We start from the raw sequence: 20,389 nt of genomic DNA on the forward strand, positions 1-20,389 counted from the left end.
CATGGTCATGACCCAACGCTGCGACCGCGCACCGGCCTGGGCGCAGCTGCAGTCCAGCTTCGACATCGCCGGGCGCCAGTTCGATGTGCGCCACGCCTTCGTCGACGACGCCGGCCGCTTCGCGCGCTTCAGCCAGGAGGCTCCCTATGTCTTCGCCGACCTGTCGAAGAACCTGATCGACGCGCGCACCGAAGAGCTGCTGCTCACGCTGGCGCGCGAATGCGGCCTGGAAGCGCACCGCGACGCCATGTTCGCGGGCGAGCACATCAACAACACCGAAGACCGCGCCGTGCTGCACACGCTGCTGCGCGCCCCGGCCGATGCGCCCACCGGCCCGAAGACCACCAACGAACTGCGCGAGGTGCACGCCACGCTCGACGCCATGCTGGCCTATGCCGAGCAGGTGCGCGGCGACCACACCATCACCGACGTGGTCAACATCGGCATCGGCGGCTCCGACCTGGGCCCGCAGATGGCGGTGCTGGCGCTGGCCGAGTTCGCGGCGCCGGGCAAGCGCTTTCACTTCGTCTCCAACGTCGACGGGCACGAGCTGGCCGGCGTGCTGAAGGGGCTGGCGCCGGAGCACACGCTGTTCCTCATCGCCTCCAAGACCTTCACCACCACCGAGACGATGACCAACGCGCTCTCGGCCAAGCGCTGGTACGAGCAGTCGGGCGGCACCGACATCGCGGGCCACTTCGCGGCGCTCACCACCAACGTGGAAGCGGCGAAGAAGTTCGGCATCACCACCACCTTCGGCTTCTGGGACTGGGTGGGCGGCCGCTATTCGCTGTGGTCGGCCATCGGCCTGCCGATTGCGCTGGCCATCGGGCCCGAGGGCTTTCGCCGGCTGCTGGCGGGCGCGCACGCGATGGACGAGCACTTTCGCACCGCGCCGCTCGCGCAGAACCTGCCGGTGCGGCTCGGGCTGCTCGACGTCTGGTACCGCAACTTCCACAAGTTCACCAGCCGCGGCATCGCGCCGTACCACAGCGCGCTGAAGCGGCTGCCGGCCTACCTCCAGCAGCTGGAAATGGAAAGCAACGGCAAGCAGGTGGACGCGAGCGGCAAGCCCGTGGCGTTCGGCACGTCGCCGGTGCTGTGGGGCGAGCCCGGCACCAACGGCCAGCACGCCTACTTCCAGATGCTGCACCAGGGCACCGACGTGATCCCGCTCGAGTTCGTGGCGGTGCGCGACGCGGCGCACGACCTCGAAGGCCACCACCCCAAGCTGCTGGCCAACGCGCTCGCGCAGGCGCAGGCGCTCATGGTGGGCAAGCTCGACGAGGGCGGCCACAAGAACTTTCCGGGCAACCGGCCGAGCACCTTCTTCGTGTTCGAGAAGCTCACGCCCGAGACGCTGGGCGCCTTCCTGGCGCTGTACGAGCACCGCGTGTTCACCAGCGGCGCGCTGTGGGGCATCAACAGCTTCGACCAGTGGGGCGTGGAACTGGGCAAGGTGCTGGCCAAGGACATCGAGCCGCGCCTCGCCTCGGGAGACGTGATGGGCCTGGACGCCTCGACGGCCGGCCTGCTGCAGCGCCTCAGCCCGCAGCAGCCGTAACTGCTTCGCCGGCGCCCTGCGCCGTTGCCGTTGCCGCCGGCGCGCCGCTGGCCATGCGCACGCACAGGTCGAAGGCCTGCTGCAGCCCTTCGATCTGCGCGATGCCCTGGCCGGCAATGTCGAAGGCGCTGCCGCTGGCCGACGTGGCCACCGGCACCGGCAGCCCCCCGTGCAAGGTCACGCCTTGCTCGAAGCCCATGAGCTTCATCGCGATCTGGCCCTGGTCGTGGTACATCGACACCACCGCATCGACATCGCCGCGCCGCGCGCCGATGAACACCGTGTCCGGCGAGAACGGGCCGCGCGCGTCGTGGCCTTCGGCACGCAGCTGCGCGATGGCCGGCGCGATGATCTCGATTTCTTCCATGCCGATGGAGCCACCGTCGCCCGCGTGCGGGTTGAGCCCCGTCACCGCGATGCGCGGGTGCGCCACGCCGGCGCGGCGCAGGGCGGAGGCGATGATCTTCACCGCGTCCTGCACGCCTTCCAGCGTGATGTGGCTCGCCACGTCTTTCAGCGGAATGTGCGAGGTCACGCGCGAGGTCCACAGCGAGCCCGTGAGGTTGAACTCGCACACGAAGCCCTTCACCGCGAAGCGCTCCTGCATGTAGCGCAGCTCGTCTTCGTGCACCAGCCCGCCCAGGCGCAGCGAATGCTTGTTGAGCGGCGCGAACACGATGGCATCCGCCTGGCCGCGGCGCACCACCAGCGTGGCCAGCTCCAGCGCCTCGAAAGAGGCGCGGCCCGAGGCTTCGTTCGATTCGCCGAGCACCGCTTCGCTGCCCGCCATCCAGTCGCAGGCGAGCAGGCTGGGCCGGCCGTCTTCGAAGCGCAGGTTGTCCAGGGTGTCGATGCGAAGCGCGTCGAGCTTCACGCCCGCCACGCGCTCGCCGGCGGCCAGCACGAGCGGGTCGGCAATGAGCAGCACGCGCGCGGCGTCCAGGTTGCGCTGGCGCGCGAGCAGCTTCACGGCCATCTCGGGGCCGACGCCGCCGGGGTCGCCGAGCAGCACGACGAGGCGGGGCTTGGCGGAGATCACGCTCGGGGTCTTGGATGGGGTGGACATGACGATGTGGGCGATGTGGACGATGGGGAAACTGGTTGAATTCGGGGGAGGGCGCGCGCCTTCAATCGGCCTTGATGTTGGCGTCGCGCACCAGCTGGCCGTAGTGGTCGAACTCCTGCCGGTTCATGGCCGCGAAGGGCTCGCCGGTCAGCGCGCCGGGCTCGCCGCCCAGGGCCTTGATGCGCGCCTGCACGTCGGCCATCTTCAGCGTGCGCGTGAGCTCGGCGTTCAGCCGTTCGACCGCGGGGCGCGGCGTGCCGGCCGTCACGTACAGGCCGTACCAGGTGGACACGTCAGCGCCCTTGATGCCCTGCTCGGCCAGCGTGGGCACGTCGGGCAGCTCGGGCGAGCGCTGCGGCGCGCTCACGGCCAGCGCGCGGAACTTGCCGGCCTTGATCTGGCCCATGGCCGAGGAGGTGCTGTCGAACATCATGTCGACCTCGCCGGACATGATGTCCACGTGGGCCTGCGCGCTGCCCTTGTAGGGCACGTGGATCGACTTCATGCCCGTGGCCAGGTTGAAGGCCTCGCCACCCACGTGCTGCGTGCTGCCGATGCCCGACGAGGCGTACTTGAAGCCGCCCGGCCGCGCCGCCATGGCCGCCACCAGGTCCTTCACCGAGCGGTAGGGCGAGCTGGCCGACACCACCAGCACGTTGGGCATGACGGCCACCAGGCCCACCGGCTGCAGGTCTTTCAGCGGGTCGTACTTGAGCTTGAGGATGTGCGGCGCCACCGCCTGCGCCGTGTTGGTGGCCAGCAGCAGCGTGGCGCCGTCGGCCGGCGCGCGGGCGGTGAGCTCGCCGGCGATGGTGTTGGACGCGCCGGGCCGGTTCTCGACCACCACCGTCTGCTTGAGCGAGGGCGCGAACTTGTCGGCCAGCACGCGCGCCAGGATGTCGGTGCCGCCGCCGGGCGAAGCCCCCACCATGATGCGCATCGGCTTGTCGGGGTAGGCGGGCTCGGCGCTGACCAGGGGCGCTGACAGCGCCATCGCGGCCAGCCACCCCACGCGGACCAGGAAGAAAGGCTTCATCGGGTTTGTCTCCAGCTTGTGTCTTGCGACTTGTTGTGAGCCCGAGCGTACGGAGCAACGGCCGGCCGATCCAATCGAAAAAAGCCGGCACTCCATATACTTTTGTGCATGACACACGAGCCCGCCGACACCTCCCTGATGCTCCATGTGCGCCCGCGCCAGCTGCTGTTGCTGGCCCGGCTGCATGCGCACCGGCACCTGGGCCGCGCGGCCGAGGCCATGAACATCAGCCAGCCCGCGGCCACCAAGCTGCTGCAGCAGCTGGAAGACTCGCTGGGCGAGAAGCTCTTCGAGCGGCTGGCGCGCGGCATGGAGCCCACGCCCTACGGCGAGATCCTGATCCGCTACGCCCGCCGCGTGCTCAGCGACTTCGGCACCGCGCGCGAGGAAATGCTGGCGCTGCGCTCGGGCCTGAGCGGCGCGTTGCGCGTGGGCAGCGTGCCCGGCGCCGTGGCCGAGCTGCTGGCGCCGGCGCTGGTCGAGTACCACCGGCGCCATCCGCGGGTGGCGGTGTCGGTGGTGGTCGAGACCAGCGACGTGATGCAGGCGCAGCTGGAGCAGGGCGACGTCGACCTGGTGCTGGGCCGCCTCACCGACGGCCACGACGAGGCGAAGTACGCCAGCGTGCCGCTGCTGGGCGAGTCGCAGGTGGTCGTGGTGCGCACCGCGCACCCGGTGTTCGAGCGCGCGGCCGTCACGCTGGCCGACATGGCGGGCTGGTCGTGGGTGCTGCAGCCGCCGGGCTCGCCGCAGCGCGGGCGATTCGAGGCGGCCATGCGCGAGGCCGGCATCCAGGCGCGGCTGGACATCATCGAAACGGCATCGCCCATTGCCATCACCGCGCTGCTGGAGAACTCCGACATGGCGGCCGTCATGCCCGCCTCGCAGGCCAACCACTACGCCCGGCTGGGCGTGCTGCGCACCGTGGCGCTCGAGCTGCCGGTGCGGGTGCCGCCCATTTGCCTGATCACGCGCGAAGACCGGGCGCTGTCGCCGGCGGCGGCGCAATTCCGCCGGCAGCTGCTGGGCGACACCGCCTGAACCGCTCGAAACCCGCTGGAACTCGCCGAGCCTTCACGTAGCGCTTTGGATTGCGCAGAATCCATGCTGTATTGCGTTAACTAGGGAATCCACCAGTCAGGTGGTGCATGAAAGTACCATCGTCGACATCCGAAGTACCAAAGCCGCAAGCGCGTTTCTTCAGAATCCCGGCACGGCGACCCGACAAGAGGGCGTCGCTCACCTCTAGGAGACAACATGAAGCGTTTTCTGAAAGCGGGCCTCGTCCTCGCACTCATCGGTACGGGCGTCGTGTCCCAGGCCGCCACCGAACTCGTGATTGCGACCGTGAACAACGGCCACATGATCGAGATGCAGAAGCTCACCCCCTTCTTCGAAAAAGCCAACCCCGACATCAAGCTGAAGTGGGTCACGCTCGAGGAAGGCACGCTGCGCCAGCGCGTGACCACCGACATCGCCACCAAGGGCGGCCAGTTCGACGTGATGACCATCGGCCTGTACGAAGCGCCCATCTGGTCGAAGAAGGGCTGGCTCAAGCCCATTGCCACCGACGCCGCCTACGACATCGACGACCTGCTGCCCGCCATTCGCAACGGCCTGTCGACCGACGGCAAGCTGTACGCCGCGCCGTTCTACGGCGAGAGCTCGATGCTCATGTACCGCAAGGACCTGGCCGACAAGGTGGGCGTGAAGTTTTCCGACCAGCCCACCTGGGCCCAGGTGAAGGAGTTCGCCGACAAGGCCAACGACCCCAAGGCCGGCGTGTACGGCATGTGCCTGCGCGGCAAGCCGGGCTGGGGCGACAACATGGCCTTCCTGACCACGCTGGTCAACACCAACGGCGGCCAGTGGTTCGACATGCAGTGGAAGCCGCAGATCGACACCAAGGCCTGGAAGGACGCCATCACCTTCTACGTCGACATGATGAAGAAGGACGGCCCCCCGGGCGCCTCGGCCAACAGCTTCAACGAGAACCTGGCGCTGTTCAACGAAGGCAAGTGCGCCGCCTGGGTGGACGCGACCATCGCCGCCTCGTTCATCAGCGACCCGAAGCAGTCGAAGGTGGCCGACAAGGTCGCCTTCGCGCAGGCACCGACGGCCAGCACGCCCAAGGGCGCCAACTGGCTGTGGTCGTGGAATCTGGCCATCCCGGCCAGCTCGACCAAGGACGAGGCCGCGCAGAAGTTCATCAAGTGGGCCACGTCCAAGGACTACATCAACCTGGTGGCCAAGGAAACCGGCTGGGCCTCGGTGCCCACCGGCACGCGCAAGTCGACCTACGCGAACCCCGAGTTCCAGAAGGTCGCCAAGTTCGCCGAAGCCGAGAAGAAGGCCATCGACAGCGCCAACCTCACGGACAGCACGCTGCCCAAGTCGCCTTACGTGGGCGTGCAGTACGCGGCCATTCCGGAGTTCCAGGCCATCGGCGTGGCGGTGGGCCAGCAGATGAGCGCGGCGCTGTCGGGCAAGGTCACGGTCGACCAGGCGCTGAAGACCTCGCAGACGGCGGCGGAGCGTGAGATGAAAAAGGGCGGGTACTACAAGTAACCCGGTCCCTTCCCCTCTCCCCTCGGGGAGAGGGCCAGGGTGAGGGGGCAGCAGCGCGCCCACCGCCGGCGTCGCTTGCCCTCACCCCAACCCTCTCCCGCCACGCGGGAGAGGGGGCAACAGCCCCAGAGAGGAACACACAATGAAAAGACTCCTGCCCCGCGCCCTCATGGCGCCCGCGGTGCTCACGCTCTTCCTGTGGATGATCGTGCCGCTGCTGATGACGTTGTACTTCTCGTTCGTCAACTACAACCTCATGCAGCCCGGCGAGCGCACCTTCGCGGGCCTCGAGAACTTTCACTACTTCGTCACCGATCCCGACTTCTGGCCGGCCACCTGGAACACGCTGCTGCTCATCGGCAGCGTGATCGTCATCACGGTGGTGTTCGGCGTGCTGCTCGCGCTGCTGGTGAACGAGCCGTTTCCGGGGCGCGGCATCGTGCGGGTGCTGCTCATCTCGCCGTTCTTCGTCATGCCCGCGGTGAACGCGCTGCTGTGGAAGCACATGATGATGAACCCCATCTACGGCGTGCTGGCCGACCTGTGGCGCTTCTTCGGCGCGCAGCCGGTGGACTGGCTCACCGACGTGCCGCTGCTGTCGGTGATCATCATGGTGGCCTGGCAGTGGCTGCCCTTCGCCTGCCTGATCTTCATCACCTCGCTGCAGTCGCTGGACCGCGAGCAGATGGAGGCCGCGCGCATGGACGGCGCCAGCGCGTTCCAGCGCTTCTTCTATCTCACCATTCCGCACCTGGGCCGCCCGATGGCCGTGGTGATCATGATCGAGATGATCTTCCTGCTCAGCGTGTTCGCCGAGATCGCCATCACCACCAACGGCGGCCCGGGCAACGAGAGCACGAACATGACCTACATGATCTTCAAGCAGTCGCTCATGAACTTCGACGTGGGCGTGGCTTCTGCCGGTGCGCTCTTCGCGGTGGTGCTGGCCAACATCGTGGCCGTGTTCCTCATCCGAATCATCGGCAAGAACCTCGACTGAGGCGCACACGTCATGCAACAACAAGCTCCCAGCAACTTCCTGCCGCAGGCCATTCGCACCGTGGGTGCGTGGGCCGTCACGCTCGTGCTGTTCTTTCCGCTCGGCTGGCTGTTCCTCACGGCCTTCAAGACCGAGCTGCAGGCCATCCACGTGCCGCCGCTGTTCATCTTCGAGCCCACGCTCGACAACTTCGGCGAGGTGCAGCGCCGCAGCGACTACCTGCTTTACGCGCGCAACTCGCTCATCACCAGCCTGGGCTCGACCATCCTGGGCCTGCTGATCGCGGCGCCCGCGGCGTACTCGATGGCCTTCTTCCGCACGAAGAAAACGCGCGACATCCTGATGTGGATGCTCTCCACCAAGATGATGCCGGCCGTGGGCGCGCTGGTGCCCATCTACGTCATCGCGCAGACCGCGGGCATGCTCGACTCGCTCACCGCGCTCACCATCGTGTTCACGCTGTCGAACCTGCCGATCATGGTGTGGATGCTGTACAGCGCCTACAAGGACATTCCGAACGAGATCCTGGAGGCCGCGCGCATGGACGGCGCCAACCTGTGGACCGAGTTCCGCCACGTGGTGCTGCCGCTGTCGGTGGGCGGGCTCGCATCGACCGGCCTGCTGTGCCTGGTGCTGAGCTGGAACGAGGCCTTCTGGGCGCTCAACCTCACCTCGGCCAAGGCCGGCACGCTGGCCACGCTCATCGCCTCGTATTCCAGCCCCGAGGGCCTGTTCTGGGCCAAGTTGTCGGCCGCGTCGCTGATGGCCATCGCGCCCATCGTCGTGTTCGGCTGGTTCAGCCAGAAGCAGCTCGTGCAGGGCCTGACCTTCGGCGCCGTCAAGTAAAGAAAGGGAGACATCTCATGGCCTACCTCGAACTCAAGAACATCAAGAAAAGCTTCGGCGACGTCGACATCATCAAGGGCGTCGACCTGCAGATCGCCAAGGGCGAGTTCATCGTCTTCGTCGGGCCCTCGGGCTGCGGCAAGTCGACGTTGCTGCGGCTCATTGCCGGGCTGGAGCCCATCACCAGCGGCAACCTGCTGCTGGACAGCAAGGACATCACCTGGACCCCGTCGGGCAAGCGCGACCTGGCCATGGTGTTCCAGAGCTACGCGCTCTACCCGCACATGAGCGTGTACGACAACATGTCGTTCGCGCTGAAGCTGGCGGGCGTGCCCAAGGACGAGATCAAGACCAAGGTCGAGTACGCGGCCAAGACGCTCAACCTCACGCAGTACCTTGACCGCACGCCCAAGGACCTGTCGGGCGGCCAGCGCCAGCGCGTGGCCATCGGGCGCGCCATCGTGCGCGCGCCCAAGGTGTTCTTGTTCGACGAGCCGCTGTCGAACCTCGACGCGGCGCTGCGTGGCAACACGCGCGTGGAAATCCACAAGCTGCACCGCGCGCTGGGCGCCACCACCATCTACGTGACGCACGACCAGGTGGAGGCCATGACGCTGGCCGACCGCGTGGTGGTGCTGAAGGACGGGCTCATCGAACAGGTGGGAACGCCGCTGGAGCTGTACGACCACCCGGCCAACCAGTTCGTCGCGCAGTTCATCGGCATGCCGTCGATGAACATGGTGGCGGCCGCCGCCATTCCCAGCTTCTCGGCGGCCACGGGCGGCAAGCTGCCCGCCGACGGCTTCCTGGGCGTGCGCCCCGAAGGGCTGCGCGTGCATCCGAAGCAGGGCGCGCCGGTGAGCGACGTGCAGGGCCGCGTGGAGCTCATCGAGGCGCTGGGCGCCGACACGCTCATTCACGTCGACGTGGGCGGCGTGCCGCTCATCGCGCGCCAGAACGACCGCACGCCGCTGCAGGCGGGCGATGACGTGGCGGTGGAGCTCGACCCCTCGGTGCTCCACCTGTTCAACCGCGAAGGCCGCTCGGTCGGTGCGTGACTCCGAATCTTTCAACGCCATTTCAACGGACATTGCCGTGACCATCGCGCACATTCCACCGGCTCCCTCGGAGTTCACGGTGCTTCATCTCGGCCTGGGCTCGTTCCATCGCGCGCACCAGGCGGTGTACCTGCAGCGGCTGATCGACGCGGGCGACACCCGCTGGTCGCTGTCGGGCGCCAACATCCGCCCGGACATGGCCGACGTCGTCGCGGCGCTGCAGGCGCAGGGCGGGCGCTATACGCTGGAAACCGTGTCGCCCGCGGGCGAGTACCGCTACGAGGAAATCACGGCCATCCGCGAGGTGCTGGCCTGGGAGTCCTCGCTGGCCAGCGTGGTCGCGCGCGGCGCGGCACCCGGCACGCGCATCGTGTCGTTCACCGTGACCGAAGCGGGCTACTACCTCGACAACAAGGACAAGCTGGACCTGTCGTTCGCCGAGCTGGCGGCCGACGTGGAGCGCGCGCGCAAGGGCGAGTCCGGCGGCGACAACGTGACCGTCTACGGCGCGGTGTGCGCCATTCTTCGCGCGCGCAAGGCGGCCGACGCCGGCGCCATCACGCTGCTGAACTGCGACAACCTGCGCCACAACGGCGACCGCTTTCGCGCCGGGCTGCTGGAGTTCATCGCGCTCGCGGGCGACACCGACCTGCTGGCCTGGGTGAACGCGAACACGCGCTGCCCCAACGCCATGGTCGACCGCATCACGCCGCGCCCGCCGCCCGAACTGCGCGCGCGCGTGCAGGCCGCCACCGGCCGCGACGATGCCGCCGCCATCACCGGCGAGAGCTTCATCCAGTGGGTGGTCGAAGACAACTTCGCGGCCGGCCGGCCAGAGTGGGAGCGCGTGGGCGCGGAGCTGGTCGCGTCGGTGCAGCCGTACGAAGAGGCCAAGATCCGCATCCTCAACGCCACGCACAGCTGCATTGCCTGGGCGGGCACGCTGGTGGGGCTGAACTTCATCCACGAGGGCACGCACGACGCGGCCATCCGGAAGATGGCCTTCGACTATGTCACCGACGATGTCATTCCGTGCCTGACGCCGAGCCCGATCGACCTGGCGGGCTACCGCGACGTGGTGCTCGACCGATTCGGCAACCCCGCCATCCGCGACACCAACCAGCGCGTGGCGGCGGACGGCTTCTCGAAGATTCCGGGCTTCATCGCGCCCACGGTGCGCGAGCGTCTCGCAGCGGGCGCGGGCATCGACAGCGTGGCGATGTTGCCCGCGCTGTTCCTCGCCTTCCTGCAGCGCTGGCACCGGGGTGCGCTGCCGTATACGTACCAGGACCAGGGCATGGACGAAGCGGTGGCGCATGCGATCTGCGATGCGGCCGACCCGGTGCTGGCCCTGTGCGCGGACGCGGGCCTGTGGGGCCACACCGCGGGCGACGCGCGCCTGGTCGATGCGGTGCGCCGCGCGAGCGAACGCGTGGCGCGCTTTGTCGACACCCAGGGCACGCCATGAGCGGCCGCCTGCAAGACAAGCATGTGCTGCTGACCGGCGCGGGCGGCGGCATCGGCCTGGCCGTGGCCGAGGCCTGCATGGCCGAGGGCGCGCGCTGCACGGTGATCGACCGCGCCACCGCCGCGCCGGAGGCCGTGCGCGTGCTGCAGCAGAGCCACCCCGACACGCTCGCCTACATCGCCGCCGACGTGACCGACACGCAGGCCATCACGCACATGCTGGCCGAGGCGCAGGTCGCCTTCGGGCCGGTGCACACACTGTTCAACAACGCGGCCGTGTTCGACCTGGCGCCGCTGCTCGACAGCGACGAGGCCTCGTTCGACCGGCTGTTCGCGGTCAACGTGAAGGGCATGTTCTTCGTGATGCAGGCGGTGTTGCGCCACATGGTCGAGGCCGGCACGCAGGGCGCATCGGTCATCAACATGGCCTCGCAGGCGGGGCGCCGCGGCGAGGCGCTGGTGTCGCACTACTGCGCGACCAAGGCGGCCGTCATCAGCTACACGCAGAGCGCCGCGCTGGCCATGGCGCCGCACGGCATACGGGTGAACGGCATCTCGCCGGGCGTGGTCGACACGCCGATGTGGGACCACGTCGACAGCCTGTTCGCCAAGGCCGAGGGACTGCAGCCCGGGGAGAAGAAGCGGCAGGTCGGGCTGGCGGTGCCGCTCGGGCGCATGGGGCTTCCTGGCGACATCGCGGGGGCCGCGGTGTTTCTTGCGAGCGACGAGGCGCGCTACATCACTGCGCAGACTTTGAATGTGGATGGCGGCAACGTCATGAGTTGATGAGGTGCCTTTTGTTTCTTCGCGATGTTTCTTGCGCGCGTGGTTCGGGGCGGCCTGTTCACCCGTCCCCGAACGCACTGGCACTTTCGGCACAACAAAAGCCATGACAGAAGACTTCCACCTGTACCTGGACAGCGCCGACCTGCAAGAACTGCAGGCCTGCCTGCCGCACCCCGTGGTGCACGGCGTGACCACCAACCCGACGCTGCTGCTGCGCGCAGGCATCGGGCGTGCGGCCTTGCCGGGGCTGCTGAAACGCTGCATCGAACTCGGGGCACGGCAAGTGCAGGCCCAGGTGCATTCGAGCGAGGTCGACGGCATGCTCGACGACGCGCATGCGCTGCTGCCGCAGTTCGACCGCGGCCAACTGGTGGTCAAGATTCCCGCCACGCGCCAGGGCCTCGATGCCGGCGCACAGCTCATCGCGCAGGGCGTGCCCGTGACGTTCACGGCGGTGTACGCGCCCGAGCAGGCGCACTTCTCGGCGCAGCTGGGCGCAGCCTATGCGGCGCCGTATCTCGGGCGGCTCGAGGACTCGGGCGTGAACGGGCTGGCGCTGATCGCGCAGATGCAATCGCTGGTCGCGCAACGGCCTTCGTCGGGCACACGGCTGCTGGTGGCGAGCATTCGTTCGCGCGAGGCGTATCTTTCGCTGCTGGGCCTCGGCGTGGGTGCCATCACCATTCCGCCGCGGCTGTTCGCGGAGCTGCTCGACCACCCGGCCACGCTGGCCGCCGAGCGCGGCTTCCTGGCCGACGCGGGCAGCTTGCCTTGAGCCCATGACACAGTGACCCAGAATCCAGACACCATGCGCATAGCACTCACGGGCGAAGCCCTCATCGATTTCACCGCCAGCGAGGCCGGCACCCTGGCCTTCCTGGGGCACGAGGGCGGCTCGCCGCTCAACACGGCAGTGGCTTGTGCCCGGCTCGGGCAGCCTACCGGCTTTTTCACGCAGCTGTCGACCGACCTGTTCGGCGAGCGGCTGATGGGTTTTCTTCAACGCAACGGCGTGGACACGAGCTTCGTCCTGCGCAGCAACGCGCCCTCGACGCTGGCCTTCGTCGAACGCACGCCGCAGACCAACCGCTACGCGTTCTACACAAGCGGCAGCGCCGACGCCACCTGGGCGCCCGAGCCGCTGCCGCAGCTGCCGGCGGACTGCCGCTTCCTGCACTTCGGCTCGATCTCGCTGCTGCAGCAGCCGGCCGCCACGCGCATCGCCGACCTGATCGCGGCGAGCAGGGGCCGCTGCGTGATCGTGTTCGACCCCAACGTGCGGCCCAGCCTGATTCCGGACATGGCCTCCTACCGCGAGCGCGTGTCCGGCTGGTTCGCGCTGGCCGACCTGGTGAAGCTCAGCGACGAAGACGCGGAACTGCTGGCGCCGGGGCAACCGGTCGATGCGCTGGCCGCGCAGATCCTGCAGGCCGGCGCGCGCGCCGTGATCGTCACGCGGGGCGGCGACGGCGCGACGCTGTGGCGCACGGGGCATGAAGCCATTGCCGTGGCCGCGCCGCGCGTGCAGGTGGTGGACACCATCGGCGCGGGCGACACCTTCACGGCCGGGCTGTCGGTGTCGCTGCTGGCGCACGGCGTGGAGCAGCCTGCGCAGCTCGCCGGGCTGAGCGACGAGACCTGGCGCGAGGTGATGGGCTTTGCCGCCACCGCCGCCGCCCTGAACTGCACCCGCGAGGGTGCGGACCCACCGACGCTGGTCGCGGTTCACGCCGCGCTCGCGCAGGCACAGAATTCCGCTGCCGAACCTGCCTCCCGGCCCTGAGCCGTGCGGCCTGAACCGTTGCTGCCATGACGACGTCCACACGCAAGCGTTCGATTCCCCGCCAACGCCAGCCCGAGCTGGAGCGCGACTTTGCGCGCTCCCCTTCGCTGGGCTACGAGGCGCCCGAAGAAACCGGCCTGGTGCGCTGCCTGGCGCACGGCTTTCCCAGCCCGCTGGTGCGATGGCACTTCCATGAAGACTACGAGCTGCACCTGATCACCGAGACCTCGGGCAAGGCCTTCATCGGCGACTGGATCGGCCCGTTCCAGCCCGGGCACCTGGTGCTGTGCGGCCCGCGGCTGCCGCACAACTGGATCTCGCTCGACGTGCCCGAAGGCGGCGCCGCCGGGCGCGACCGGGTGATCCAGTTTCGCCATGAACCCATCGAGCGCGCCGCCGCCGAGATTCCGGAGCTGCGCGAGGTGATGCAGCTGCTGGAGCGCGCGCGCCACGGCATCGAGTTCTTCGGCATGTCGCAGCAGGCGCAGAGCCACTGGGACCACATCAAGGCCGCGCGCGGCGTGCGCCGGCTGGGCCTGTTCTGCGAGTTCCTGGCGGACCTGGCCGACTGCACCGACTACCGACTGCTGTCGAGCGTGCAGATGCAAGGTGCACAGGGCGCGGACGGCGACGCGCAGGTCGACCAGATCAACGGCATCGTCAACCGCATCACCAACAACATGGCGGAGTCGATCTCCATGTCGGACGTGGCCGCCGAGCTGGGCATGAGCGAGAGCCGCTTCAGCCGCTTCTTCAGGCGTTCCACGGGCAACAGCTTCACCGACTTCGTCAACCGCGTGCGCATCAACAGCGCCTGCCACCTGCTGATGCAGACCGATCACTACGTGACGGACATCTGCTACCAGGTGGGCTTCAACAACGTGGCCAATTTCAACCGGCGCTTTCTCGAGATCAAGGGAATGACGCCGAGCGAGTTCAGGAAGCAGGCCGACACGCGCTTCGGCAGCGGCCTGCCGTCCTGAGCATTCCTGTTTTCCAGGAGGTTCATCTTGTATCTGGGACTCGACCTCGGCACGTCCGAGCTGAAGGCGCTGCTGCTCGCCGACGATCACCGCATCGTGGGCGTGGCGCGCGCGCCGCTCACGGTCGAGCGGCCGCAACCGCTGTGGTCCGAGCAGGCGCCGCAGCAGTGGTGGCAGGCGCTGGAAGAGGTGATGCGCGCGCTCGGCAAGTCGCACCCCGAAGAACTCGCCGCGGTGCGCGCCATCGGCCTGTCGGGCCAGATGCACGGCGCCACGCTGCTCGATGCGGCAGGCGAAGTGCTGCGTCCCGCCATCCTGTGGAACGACGGCCGCAGCGCCGCCCAGTGCGAGGCGCTCACGCGCGCCGTGCCGCGGCTCGGCGATATCGCGGGCAACCTTGCGATGCCGGGCTTCACCGCGCCCAAGCTGATGTGGGTGCGCGAGCACGAGCCGCAGGTGTTCGCGCGCACGGCACGCGTGCTGCTGCCGAAGGACTGGCTGCGCTTCATGCTCAGCGGCGAGGCGGTCAGCGAGATGTCGGACGCGGCCGGCACGCTGTGGCTCGACGTGGGCGCGCGCGACTGGTCCGATGAGCTGCTGGCCGCGACTGGCCTCACGCGCGCGCACATGCCGCGGCTGGTCGAGGGCAGCCAGGTGTCTGCGCGGCTCAAGCCCGAGCTGGCCGCGCGCTGGGGCCTCGGGACGGGCCAAGGCCAGAGCGAGGTGCTGATTGCCGGCGGCGCGGGCGACAACGCCGCCAGCGCGGTCGGCATGGGGCTGGTGGAGCCGGGGCAGGGCTTTGTCTCGCTGGGTACCTCGGGCGTGGTGTTCGTGTCGACCGACCGCTTCCTGCCGAACCCCGCGCAGGCCATGCATGCGTTTTGCCACGCGCTGCCCGGGCGCTGGCACCAGATGTCGGTGATGCTCTCGGCCGCCAGCGCCGTGAGCTGGGCCGCGAAGACGTTCAGGTTCGCCGACGAATCCGCGCTGCTCGAGGCGGCGGCTTCCGTCGGGGCCGACCAGCGTGCGCGTTGCCCGTTGTTCCTGCCGTACCTGTCGGGCGAGCGCTCGCCGCACAACAACGCGAATGCGCAGGGCGTGCTGTTCGGCCTGACGCATGCGCACGGCCCCGCGGAAATTGCCTACGCGGTGGTCGAGGGCGTGAGCTTCGGCTTGCGCGACGGCTTCAACACCCTGCGCCTGCCGGCTGACATGCCGCTGCGCGAAGTCGCGCTGGTGGGCGGCGGTGCGCGCAGCGTGTGGTGGGGACAGTTGCTGGCCGACATCTTCGGGGTGCCGCTCACGCTGTACGCAGGCAGCGAGACCGGCGGTGCGCTGGGCGCGGCGCGCCTGGCGTGGCTGGCCGATGGTGGCGCCGTGGCGGAGGTGTGCACGCTGCCGCCGGTGAAGCAGGCGTTGGTGCCGTCGAGGGACGGGGCCGAGGGCCACAAGGCGCGCCATGCGCGGTTCCAGGCGCTCTACGCCGCGCTGAAAGACCAGTTCTATTAGCCGACGGGCTCCAGCAACATTCCGAGCGCCCATAAAAAAACCCGTCGCAAGACGGGTTTTTTTAATTCGCGAAACACCGCGGAACCGGCTTTGCCGGGCCGCAGGTGTTGCCCCCGGTAGGGGGTTGGCGTAGCGGACACGAAGTGCCGCGCAGCCTGGGGGCGAGCCAACTCCCCCTGGGGGCGAGCGAAATTACATGCCCATGCCGCCCATGCCGCCCATGCCACCCATGTCGGGCATGCCGCCGCCGCCAGCACCCGACTCGTCCTTGGGTGCGTCAGCAACCATGGCTTCGGTCGTCAGCAGCAGCGAGGACACCGAAGCGGCGTTCTGCAGTGCGGTGCGGGTGACCTTCGTCGGGTCCAGGATGCCCAGTTCGAGCATGTCGCCGTACGTGTCGTTCGCAGCGTTGAAGCCGTAGTTGCCCGAACCGGCCAACACAGCGTTCACCACCACCGAGGCTTCGCCGCCGGCGTTGTTCACGATTTCGCGCAGGGGCGCTTCGATGGCCTTCAGCACGAGCTTGATGCCGGCTTCCTGGTCGGCGTTGTCGCCCTTGACCGAGGTGCCCACAGCTTGCTTGGCACGCAGCAGAGCCACGCCGCCGCCAGCCACGACGCCTTCTTCCACTGCAGCGCGGGTAGCGTGCAGGGCGTCTTCCACGCGAGCCTTCTTTTCCTTCATTTCGACTTCGGTGGCAGCGCCGACCTTGATCACTGCCACGCCGCCGGCCAGCTTGGCCACGCGCTCTTGCAGCTTTTCACGGTCGTAGTCGCTGGTCGCTTCTTCGATCTGAACGCGCACTTGCTTCACGCGGGCTTCGATGTCACCAGCAGCGCCGGCGCCGTCGATGATGATCGTGTTTTCCTTGCCCACTTCGATGCGCTTGGCTTGGCCCAGGTCGGCCAGCGTCACCTTTTCGAGCGTCAGGCCCACTTCTTCAGCGATGACCTTGCCGCCCGTCAGGATGGCGATGTCTTCCAGCATGGCCTTGCGGCGGTCGCCGAAGCCAGGAGCCTTCACGGCCACGACCTTCAGGATGCCGCGGATCGTGTTCACGACCAGCGTAGCCAGGGCTTCGCCTTCGACTTCTTCGGCAATGATCAGCAGCGGACGGCCAGCCTTGGCGACTTGCTCCAGCACCGGCAGCAGGTCACGGATGTTGCTGATCTTCTTGTCGAACAGCAGCACGAAGGGGTTGTCCAACAGCGCCGATTGCTTCTCGGGGTTGTTGATGAAGTAGGGCGACAGGTAGCCGCGGTCGAACTGCATGCCTTCGACGACGTCGAGTTCGCTGTCCAGCGACTTGCCGTCTTCCACGGTGATCACGCCTTCCTTGCCGACCTTGTCCATCGCGTCAGCGATGAGCTTGCCGATGGTTTCGTCGCTGTTGGCCGAGATGGAGCCGACTTGCGCGATTTCCTTGGAGGTGGTGGTGGGCTTGGAAGCCTTCTTCAGCTCGGCGACCAGGGCCGTGACAGCCTTGTCGATGCCGCGCTTCAGGTCCATCGGGTTCATGCCGGCAGCCACCAGCTTGAAACCTTCGCGAACGATGGCTTGTGCCAGCACGGTCGCGGTGGTGGTGCCGTCACCGGCGTTGTCCGAAGTCTTGGAGGCCACTTCCTTCACGAGCTGGGCGCCCATGTTCTGCAGCTTGTCCTTGAGTTCGATTTCCTTGGCGACCGACACGCCGTCCTTGGTCACGGTGGGGGCGCCGAACGAGCGTTCGAGCACCACGTTGCGGCCCTTGGGGCCCAAGGTGACCTTGACTGCGTTGGCCAGGATGTTCACACCCTCGACCATGCGTGCGCGGGCTTCTCCGCCGAAGACTACGTCTTTTGCTGCCATGATGAATTAACTCCGAAAGGATTGGATTTGAATGAATCGGAAGGGAGAAGGCTTACTTCTCGACGACTGCGAACAGGTCGTCTTCCTTCATCACGAGCAGTTCGTCGCCATCGACCTTGACGGTCTGGCCGCTGTACTTGCCGAACAGGACGCGGTCGCCGACCTTGACGGTCAGTGCGGCCAGTTCGCCCTTGTCGTTGCGCTTGCCCGGGCCCACGGCCAGGACTTCGCCCTGATCGGGCTTTTCGGCGGCTGCGTCGGGGATGACGATGCCGGAGGCGGTCTTGGTTTCGCTGTCAACACGCTTGACGATCACGCGATCGGCCAAAGGACGAAGTTTCATTGCATCTCCTGGATATGGATAAGAAACGGGTTTGTGGTCGGGCACCGGACAAGGCCGGGGCGCCCATTCGACTGGAAGCGAGTGGCTGTTAGCACTCATCAACAGCGAGTGCTAATCATAAGGGCAATCGATGACGTTTCAAGGGCAGGGAAATGCCCCGGCGGCTTCAACGGCTTCGGCCAAGGCGTCTGAAAGAGTGCTTTATGGCTTGCATTACCCGTCCCCGCTTCAAAGAAAGCGCTGGCCCGTCCACCATACGGGGATGCCTCCAATCCTCTCCATCCAGCCCGAGCGCCTTTGGCATCGGCTCGAAACCCTCGCTTCCTTCACCCGCCCCGACGTTCCCTGGACCCGACGCGCCTTCTCGCCCGAATTCGAGCGCGCCCGGCAGTGGCTGCGCGGCCAGTGCGAGGAAGCCGGGCTCGCCGTGCACCTCGACGCCGCCGGCAACCTGACCGGCCGGCGCGAAGGCAGCCAACCCGGGCTGGCGCCGCTGGTGACCGGCTCGCACTGCGACACCGTGGTGGGCGGCGGTCGTTTCGACGGCATCCTGGGCGTGCTCGCGGGGCTCGAGGTGGCGCAGTCGCTGCACGAATCGGGCGTGGTGCTGCGCCATCCGCTCGAAGTGGTCGACTTCCTGTCCGAGGAGCCCAGCGACTACGGCATCTCGTGCGTGGGCAGCCGCGCCTTCGCCGGCACGCTGGACGACGCCATGCTCGCCGCCTGCAACGAGGCCGGCGAAAGCCTCGCCCAGGCCATGCAGCGCATCGGCGCCCGGCCCGACGCGCTGGCCGGCGCCGCCAGGGGCCCAGGCGGGGTCGCCGCCTTCGTCGAGTTGCACATCGAGCAAGGCCCCGTGCTCGAGCGTGAGGGGCTGCCCATCGGCGTGGTCACCGACATCGTGGGCATCCGCCGCGTGGCCCTCACCGTGACCGGCCAGCCCGACCACGCCGGCACCACGCCGATGGACATCCGCCGCGATGCGCTGGTGGGCGCGGCCCGGCTGATCGACGCGGTGCACCGCGAAGCCAGCGCCATGGACGGCCAGCCGCACTACGTGGTGGCGACCATCGGGCGCATTTCGATGAGCCCCAACGTGCCCAACGCCGTGCCCGGCCGGGTCGACATGGTGCTCGAGGTGCGCAGCAACGCGCAGGCGGTGCTCGACGAGTTTCCGGAGCGTGCCATCGCGCTGTGCAGCGACGACCTGCGGCAGTTGCGGGTCAGCTGCAGCGCCGCGCCGCTGACCCGCACGCCGCCCACGAAGTGCAGCGACCTCGTCATGCAGGCCGTGGCCCGCGCGGCCGACCGCCTCGCGCTGCCGCACAGGGCGCTCCCCAGCGGCGCCGGCCACGACGCCATGCACGTGGCGGCGACCGGGCCCATGGGCATGATCTTCATCCCCTGCCTCGACGGGCGCAGCCACTGCCAGGAAGAGTGGGCGAGCAAGGAGCAGGTGGCCGCCGGCACCCGCGTGCTGGCCGAAACGCTCAGGGTGCTCGACGCGTCGGCACCGTAGCGTCTTTCGCCGGTTCGCCGTTGGCGGCTTCCACGGCGCGCCCCGCGGCGACCACCGCGTCGATCACCTGCCGCAGGCCCTTGCTCACGGGCTTGTCGTTGCGCGTGACCAGCGCCAGCGTGCGGTGCAGCGGCGGCTGGAGCGGCCGCAGGTCGAGCTCGGCGTGATGGCCGCGCCCCGTGACCGCCATCTTCGGCAGGATGGCGACGCCCAGCCCGGCCGCCACCATTTCCTTGATGGCTTCGACGCTGTCGAACTCCATCACCGGCGGCGACGCGTGCCCGCCGCGGCGAAGCCAGTCGTCCACGAGGCCCCGCGCGCTGGCGCCGGGCACGAACTTCACGAGCGGGAGCGCGCCCAGCGTGGCCGCCGACACCTCGGCCGGCCAGTCGGCGCTGCCGCGCTGGCAGATGGCCACGAACTCGTCCCGCAGGATGGGCGTGACCGCCAGCGCACGTGAAGCGACGGGCAGCGTGACCAGCGCGATGTCGACCGTGTTGTCCTCCACGCGCCGCACGTAGCCCTCGGTGTTGCCCGTGCTGACGATGATGTCCAGCAGCGGGTATCGCGCGCGCAGGTCCCGCAGCACCGGCGGCAGCAGGTAGAGGCAGCCGGTGCCGCCCGTGCCCAGCCTCACGCGGCCCGCCACGCCGGCCGAATGGAAGGTGGCGGCGTTGATCGCGTTCGTCAGCGCCGTCGCCACGTTCGGCAATTCGGCCAGCAGGTCCGCGCCTGCAGGCGTCGGCCCCACGCGCCGGCCAACCCGTTCGATCAGGCGCACGCCAAGACGCCGCTCCAGTTGCTTGACCTGCACGCTCACCGCCGGCTGCGTCACGCCGAGCCGTTCGGCCGCCGCCGAAAAACTACCCAATTCGAGAACAAGTGAAAAAGTGCGCAGTTGTTCGAAATTAATTGACAGAGCCAAATCGTTTTTTATGGATTGCATAACGGCGCACGAAATTTTTTAAGCATGAACGAATACAGAATCACTTGCAGGGGGCGAAGAGCAAAAC

The 20,389-nt window shown here is 68.1% G+C and carries 18 protein-coding genes; 13 read left to right on the forward strand and 5 right to left on the reverse strand.

The window, feature by feature from the left end; genetic code table 11:
- Position 1 precedes the first annotated feature (1 nt).
- Positions 2-1,564: a glucose-6-phosphate isomerase gene (gene pgi, locus QTI51_RS00700; protein ID WP_286513406.1), complete on the forward strand. Its 1,563-nt coding sequence runs from the start codon at positions 2-4 to the stop codon at positions 1,562-1,564.
- On the opposite strand, the gene QTI51_RS00705 is transcribed toward pgi, so the two are convergent.
- Together QTI51_RS00705 and QTI51_RS00710 are read right to left on the reverse strand one after the other, a co-directional pair.
- A complete protein-coding gene (locus QTI51_RS00705; RefSeq protein WP_286513404.1) occupies positions 1,545-2,630 on the reverse strand; it encodes a 4-hydroxythreonine-4-phosphate dehydrogenase PdxA in 1,086 nt (361 codons plus the stop codon). The two genes, pgi and QTI51_RS00705, sit on opposite strands and share 20 nt — an antisense overlap.
- 61 nt (positions 2,631-2,691) lie before the next feature.
- On the reverse strand, positions 2,692-3,666 hold the full coding sequence (locus QTI51_RS00710; RefSeq protein ID WP_286513401.1) for a Bug family tripartite tricarboxylate transporter substrate binding protein: 975 nt from the start codon (positions 3,664-3,666) through the stop codon (positions 2,692-2,694).
- Positions 3,667-3,774: 108 nt separating this feature from the next.
- On the opposite strand from QTI51_RS00710, the gene QTI51_RS00715 reads away from it, so the two are divergent.
- The 11 genes from QTI51_RS00715 to xylB all read left to right on the forward strand — a co-directional run bounded on the left by QTI51_RS00715 (position 3,775) and on the right by xylB (position 15,666).
- Positions 3,775-4,707 carry a LysR family transcriptional regulator gene (locus tag QTI51_RS00715; RefSeq protein WP_286513399.1) on the forward strand — a complete coding sequence of 311 codons (933 nt, stop codon included), beginning with the start codon at positions 3,775-3,777 and terminating at the stop codon, positions 4,705-4,707.
- Between the two features lie 216 nt (positions 4,708-4,923).
- Complete coding sequence (locus QTI51_RS00720) at positions 4,924-6,234, forward strand: ABC transporter substrate-binding protein (RefSeq protein ID WP_116912251.1); 1,311 nt, start codon at positions 4,924-4,926, stop codon at positions 6,232-6,234.
- A gap of 142 nt (positions 6,235-6,376) precedes the next feature.
- The gene (locus tag QTI51_RS00725) at positions 6,377-7,234 is read left to right on the forward strand and encodes a carbohydrate ABC transporter permease (RefSeq protein WP_116912250.1); all 858 of its coding nucleotides are present in this window, start codon (positions 6,377-6,379) and stop codon (positions 7,232-7,234) included.
- A 12-nt stretch (positions 7,235-7,246) separates the two neighbouring features.
- Positions 7,247-8,080: a carbohydrate ABC transporter permease gene (locus tag QTI51_RS00730; RefSeq protein ID WP_116912249.1), complete on the forward strand. Its 834-nt coding sequence runs from the start codon at positions 7,247-7,249 to the stop codon at positions 8,078-8,080.
- Between the two features lie 17 nt (positions 8,081-8,097).
- On the forward strand, positions 8,098-9,138 hold the full coding sequence (locus QTI51_RS00735) for an ABC transporter ATP-binding protein (RefSeq protein ID WP_286513395.1): 1,041 nt from the start codon (positions 8,098-8,100) through the stop codon (positions 9,136-9,138).
- 79 nt (positions 9,139-9,217) lie between these two features.
- The gene (gene dalD / locus QTI51_RS00740) at positions 9,218-10,606 is read left to right on the forward strand and encodes a D-arabinitol 4-dehydrogenase (RefSeq protein ID WP_286513756.1); all 1,389 of its coding nucleotides are present in this window, start codon (positions 9,218-9,220) and stop codon (positions 10,604-10,606) included.
- A complete protein-coding gene (locus tag QTI51_RS00745) occupies positions 10,603-11,391 on the forward strand; it encodes an L-iditol 2-dehydrogenase (protein ID WP_116912247.1) in 789 nt (262 codons plus the stop codon). Before dalD ends, QTI51_RS00745 begins: the two co-directional genes overlap by 4 nt.
- A 103-nt stretch (positions 11,392-11,494) precedes the next feature.
- Positions 11,495-12,166: a transaldolase family protein gene (locus QTI51_RS00750; protein WP_286513391.1), complete on the forward strand. Its 672-nt coding sequence runs from the start codon at positions 11,495-11,497 to the stop codon at positions 12,164-12,166.
- Between the two features lie 33 nt (positions 12,167-12,199).
- Positions 12,200-13,174 carry a carbohydrate kinase family protein gene (locus QTI51_RS00755; protein ID WP_286513389.1) on the forward strand — a complete coding sequence of 325 codons (975 nt, stop codon included), beginning with the start codon at positions 12,200-12,202 and terminating at the stop codon, positions 13,172-13,174.
- A 26-nt stretch (positions 13,175-13,200) separates the two neighbouring features.
- Complete coding sequence (locus QTI51_RS00760) at positions 13,201-14,157, forward strand: AraC family transcriptional regulator (RefSeq protein ID WP_116912244.1); 957 nt, start codon at positions 13,201-13,203, stop codon at positions 14,155-14,157.
- A gap of 27 nt (positions 14,158-14,184) precedes the next feature.
- Positions 14,185-15,666, forward strand: coding sequence for a xylulokinase (gene xylB, locus QTI51_RS00765; protein WP_286513386.1), 1,482 nt, complete (start codon positions 14,185-14,187; stop codon positions 15,664-15,666).
- A gap of 192 nt (positions 15,667-15,858) precedes the next feature.
- Here xylB and groL read toward each other — a convergent pair whose 3' ends face one another.
- On the reverse strand, positions 15,859-17,514 hold the full coding sequence (gene groL / locus QTI51_RS00770) for a chaperonin GroEL (protein WP_116912242.1): 1,656 nt from the start codon (positions 17,512-17,514) through the stop codon (positions 15,859-15,861).
- Between the two features lie 52 nt (positions 17,515-17,566).
- Positions 17,567-17,857, reverse strand: coding sequence for a co-chaperone GroES (locus tag QTI51_RS00775; protein WP_056572926.1), 291 nt, complete (start codon positions 17,855-17,857; stop codon positions 17,567-17,569).
- 262 nt (positions 17,858-18,119) lie between these two features.
- Between QTI51_RS00775 and ertE the strand changes: the two genes are divergently transcribed.
- Positions 18,120-19,376 (forward strand): N-carbamyl-l-glutamate amidohydrolase ErtE, encoded by a 1,257-nt coding sequence (ertE, locus tag QTI51_RS00780; protein WP_286513382.1) that lies wholly within the window; start codon positions 18,120-18,122, stop codon positions 19,374-19,376.
- Here the strand turns inward: ertE and QTI51_RS00785 are convergent.
- Positions 19,348-20,322 carry a LysR family transcriptional regulator gene (locus QTI51_RS00785; RefSeq protein WP_286513379.1) on the reverse strand — a complete coding sequence of 325 codons (975 nt, stop codon included), beginning with the start codon at positions 20,320-20,322 and terminating at the stop codon, positions 19,348-19,350. The genes ertE and QTI51_RS00785 overlap by 29 nt on opposite strands.
- Between the last annotated feature and the right edge of the window lie 67 nt (positions 20,323-20,389).

Origin of the sequence: Variovorax sp. J22G73, from assembly GCF_030317035.1 — a bacterium.
Classification (GTDB): Bacteria; Pseudomonadota; Gammaproteobacteria; order Burkholderiales; family Burkholderiaceae_C; genus Variovorax.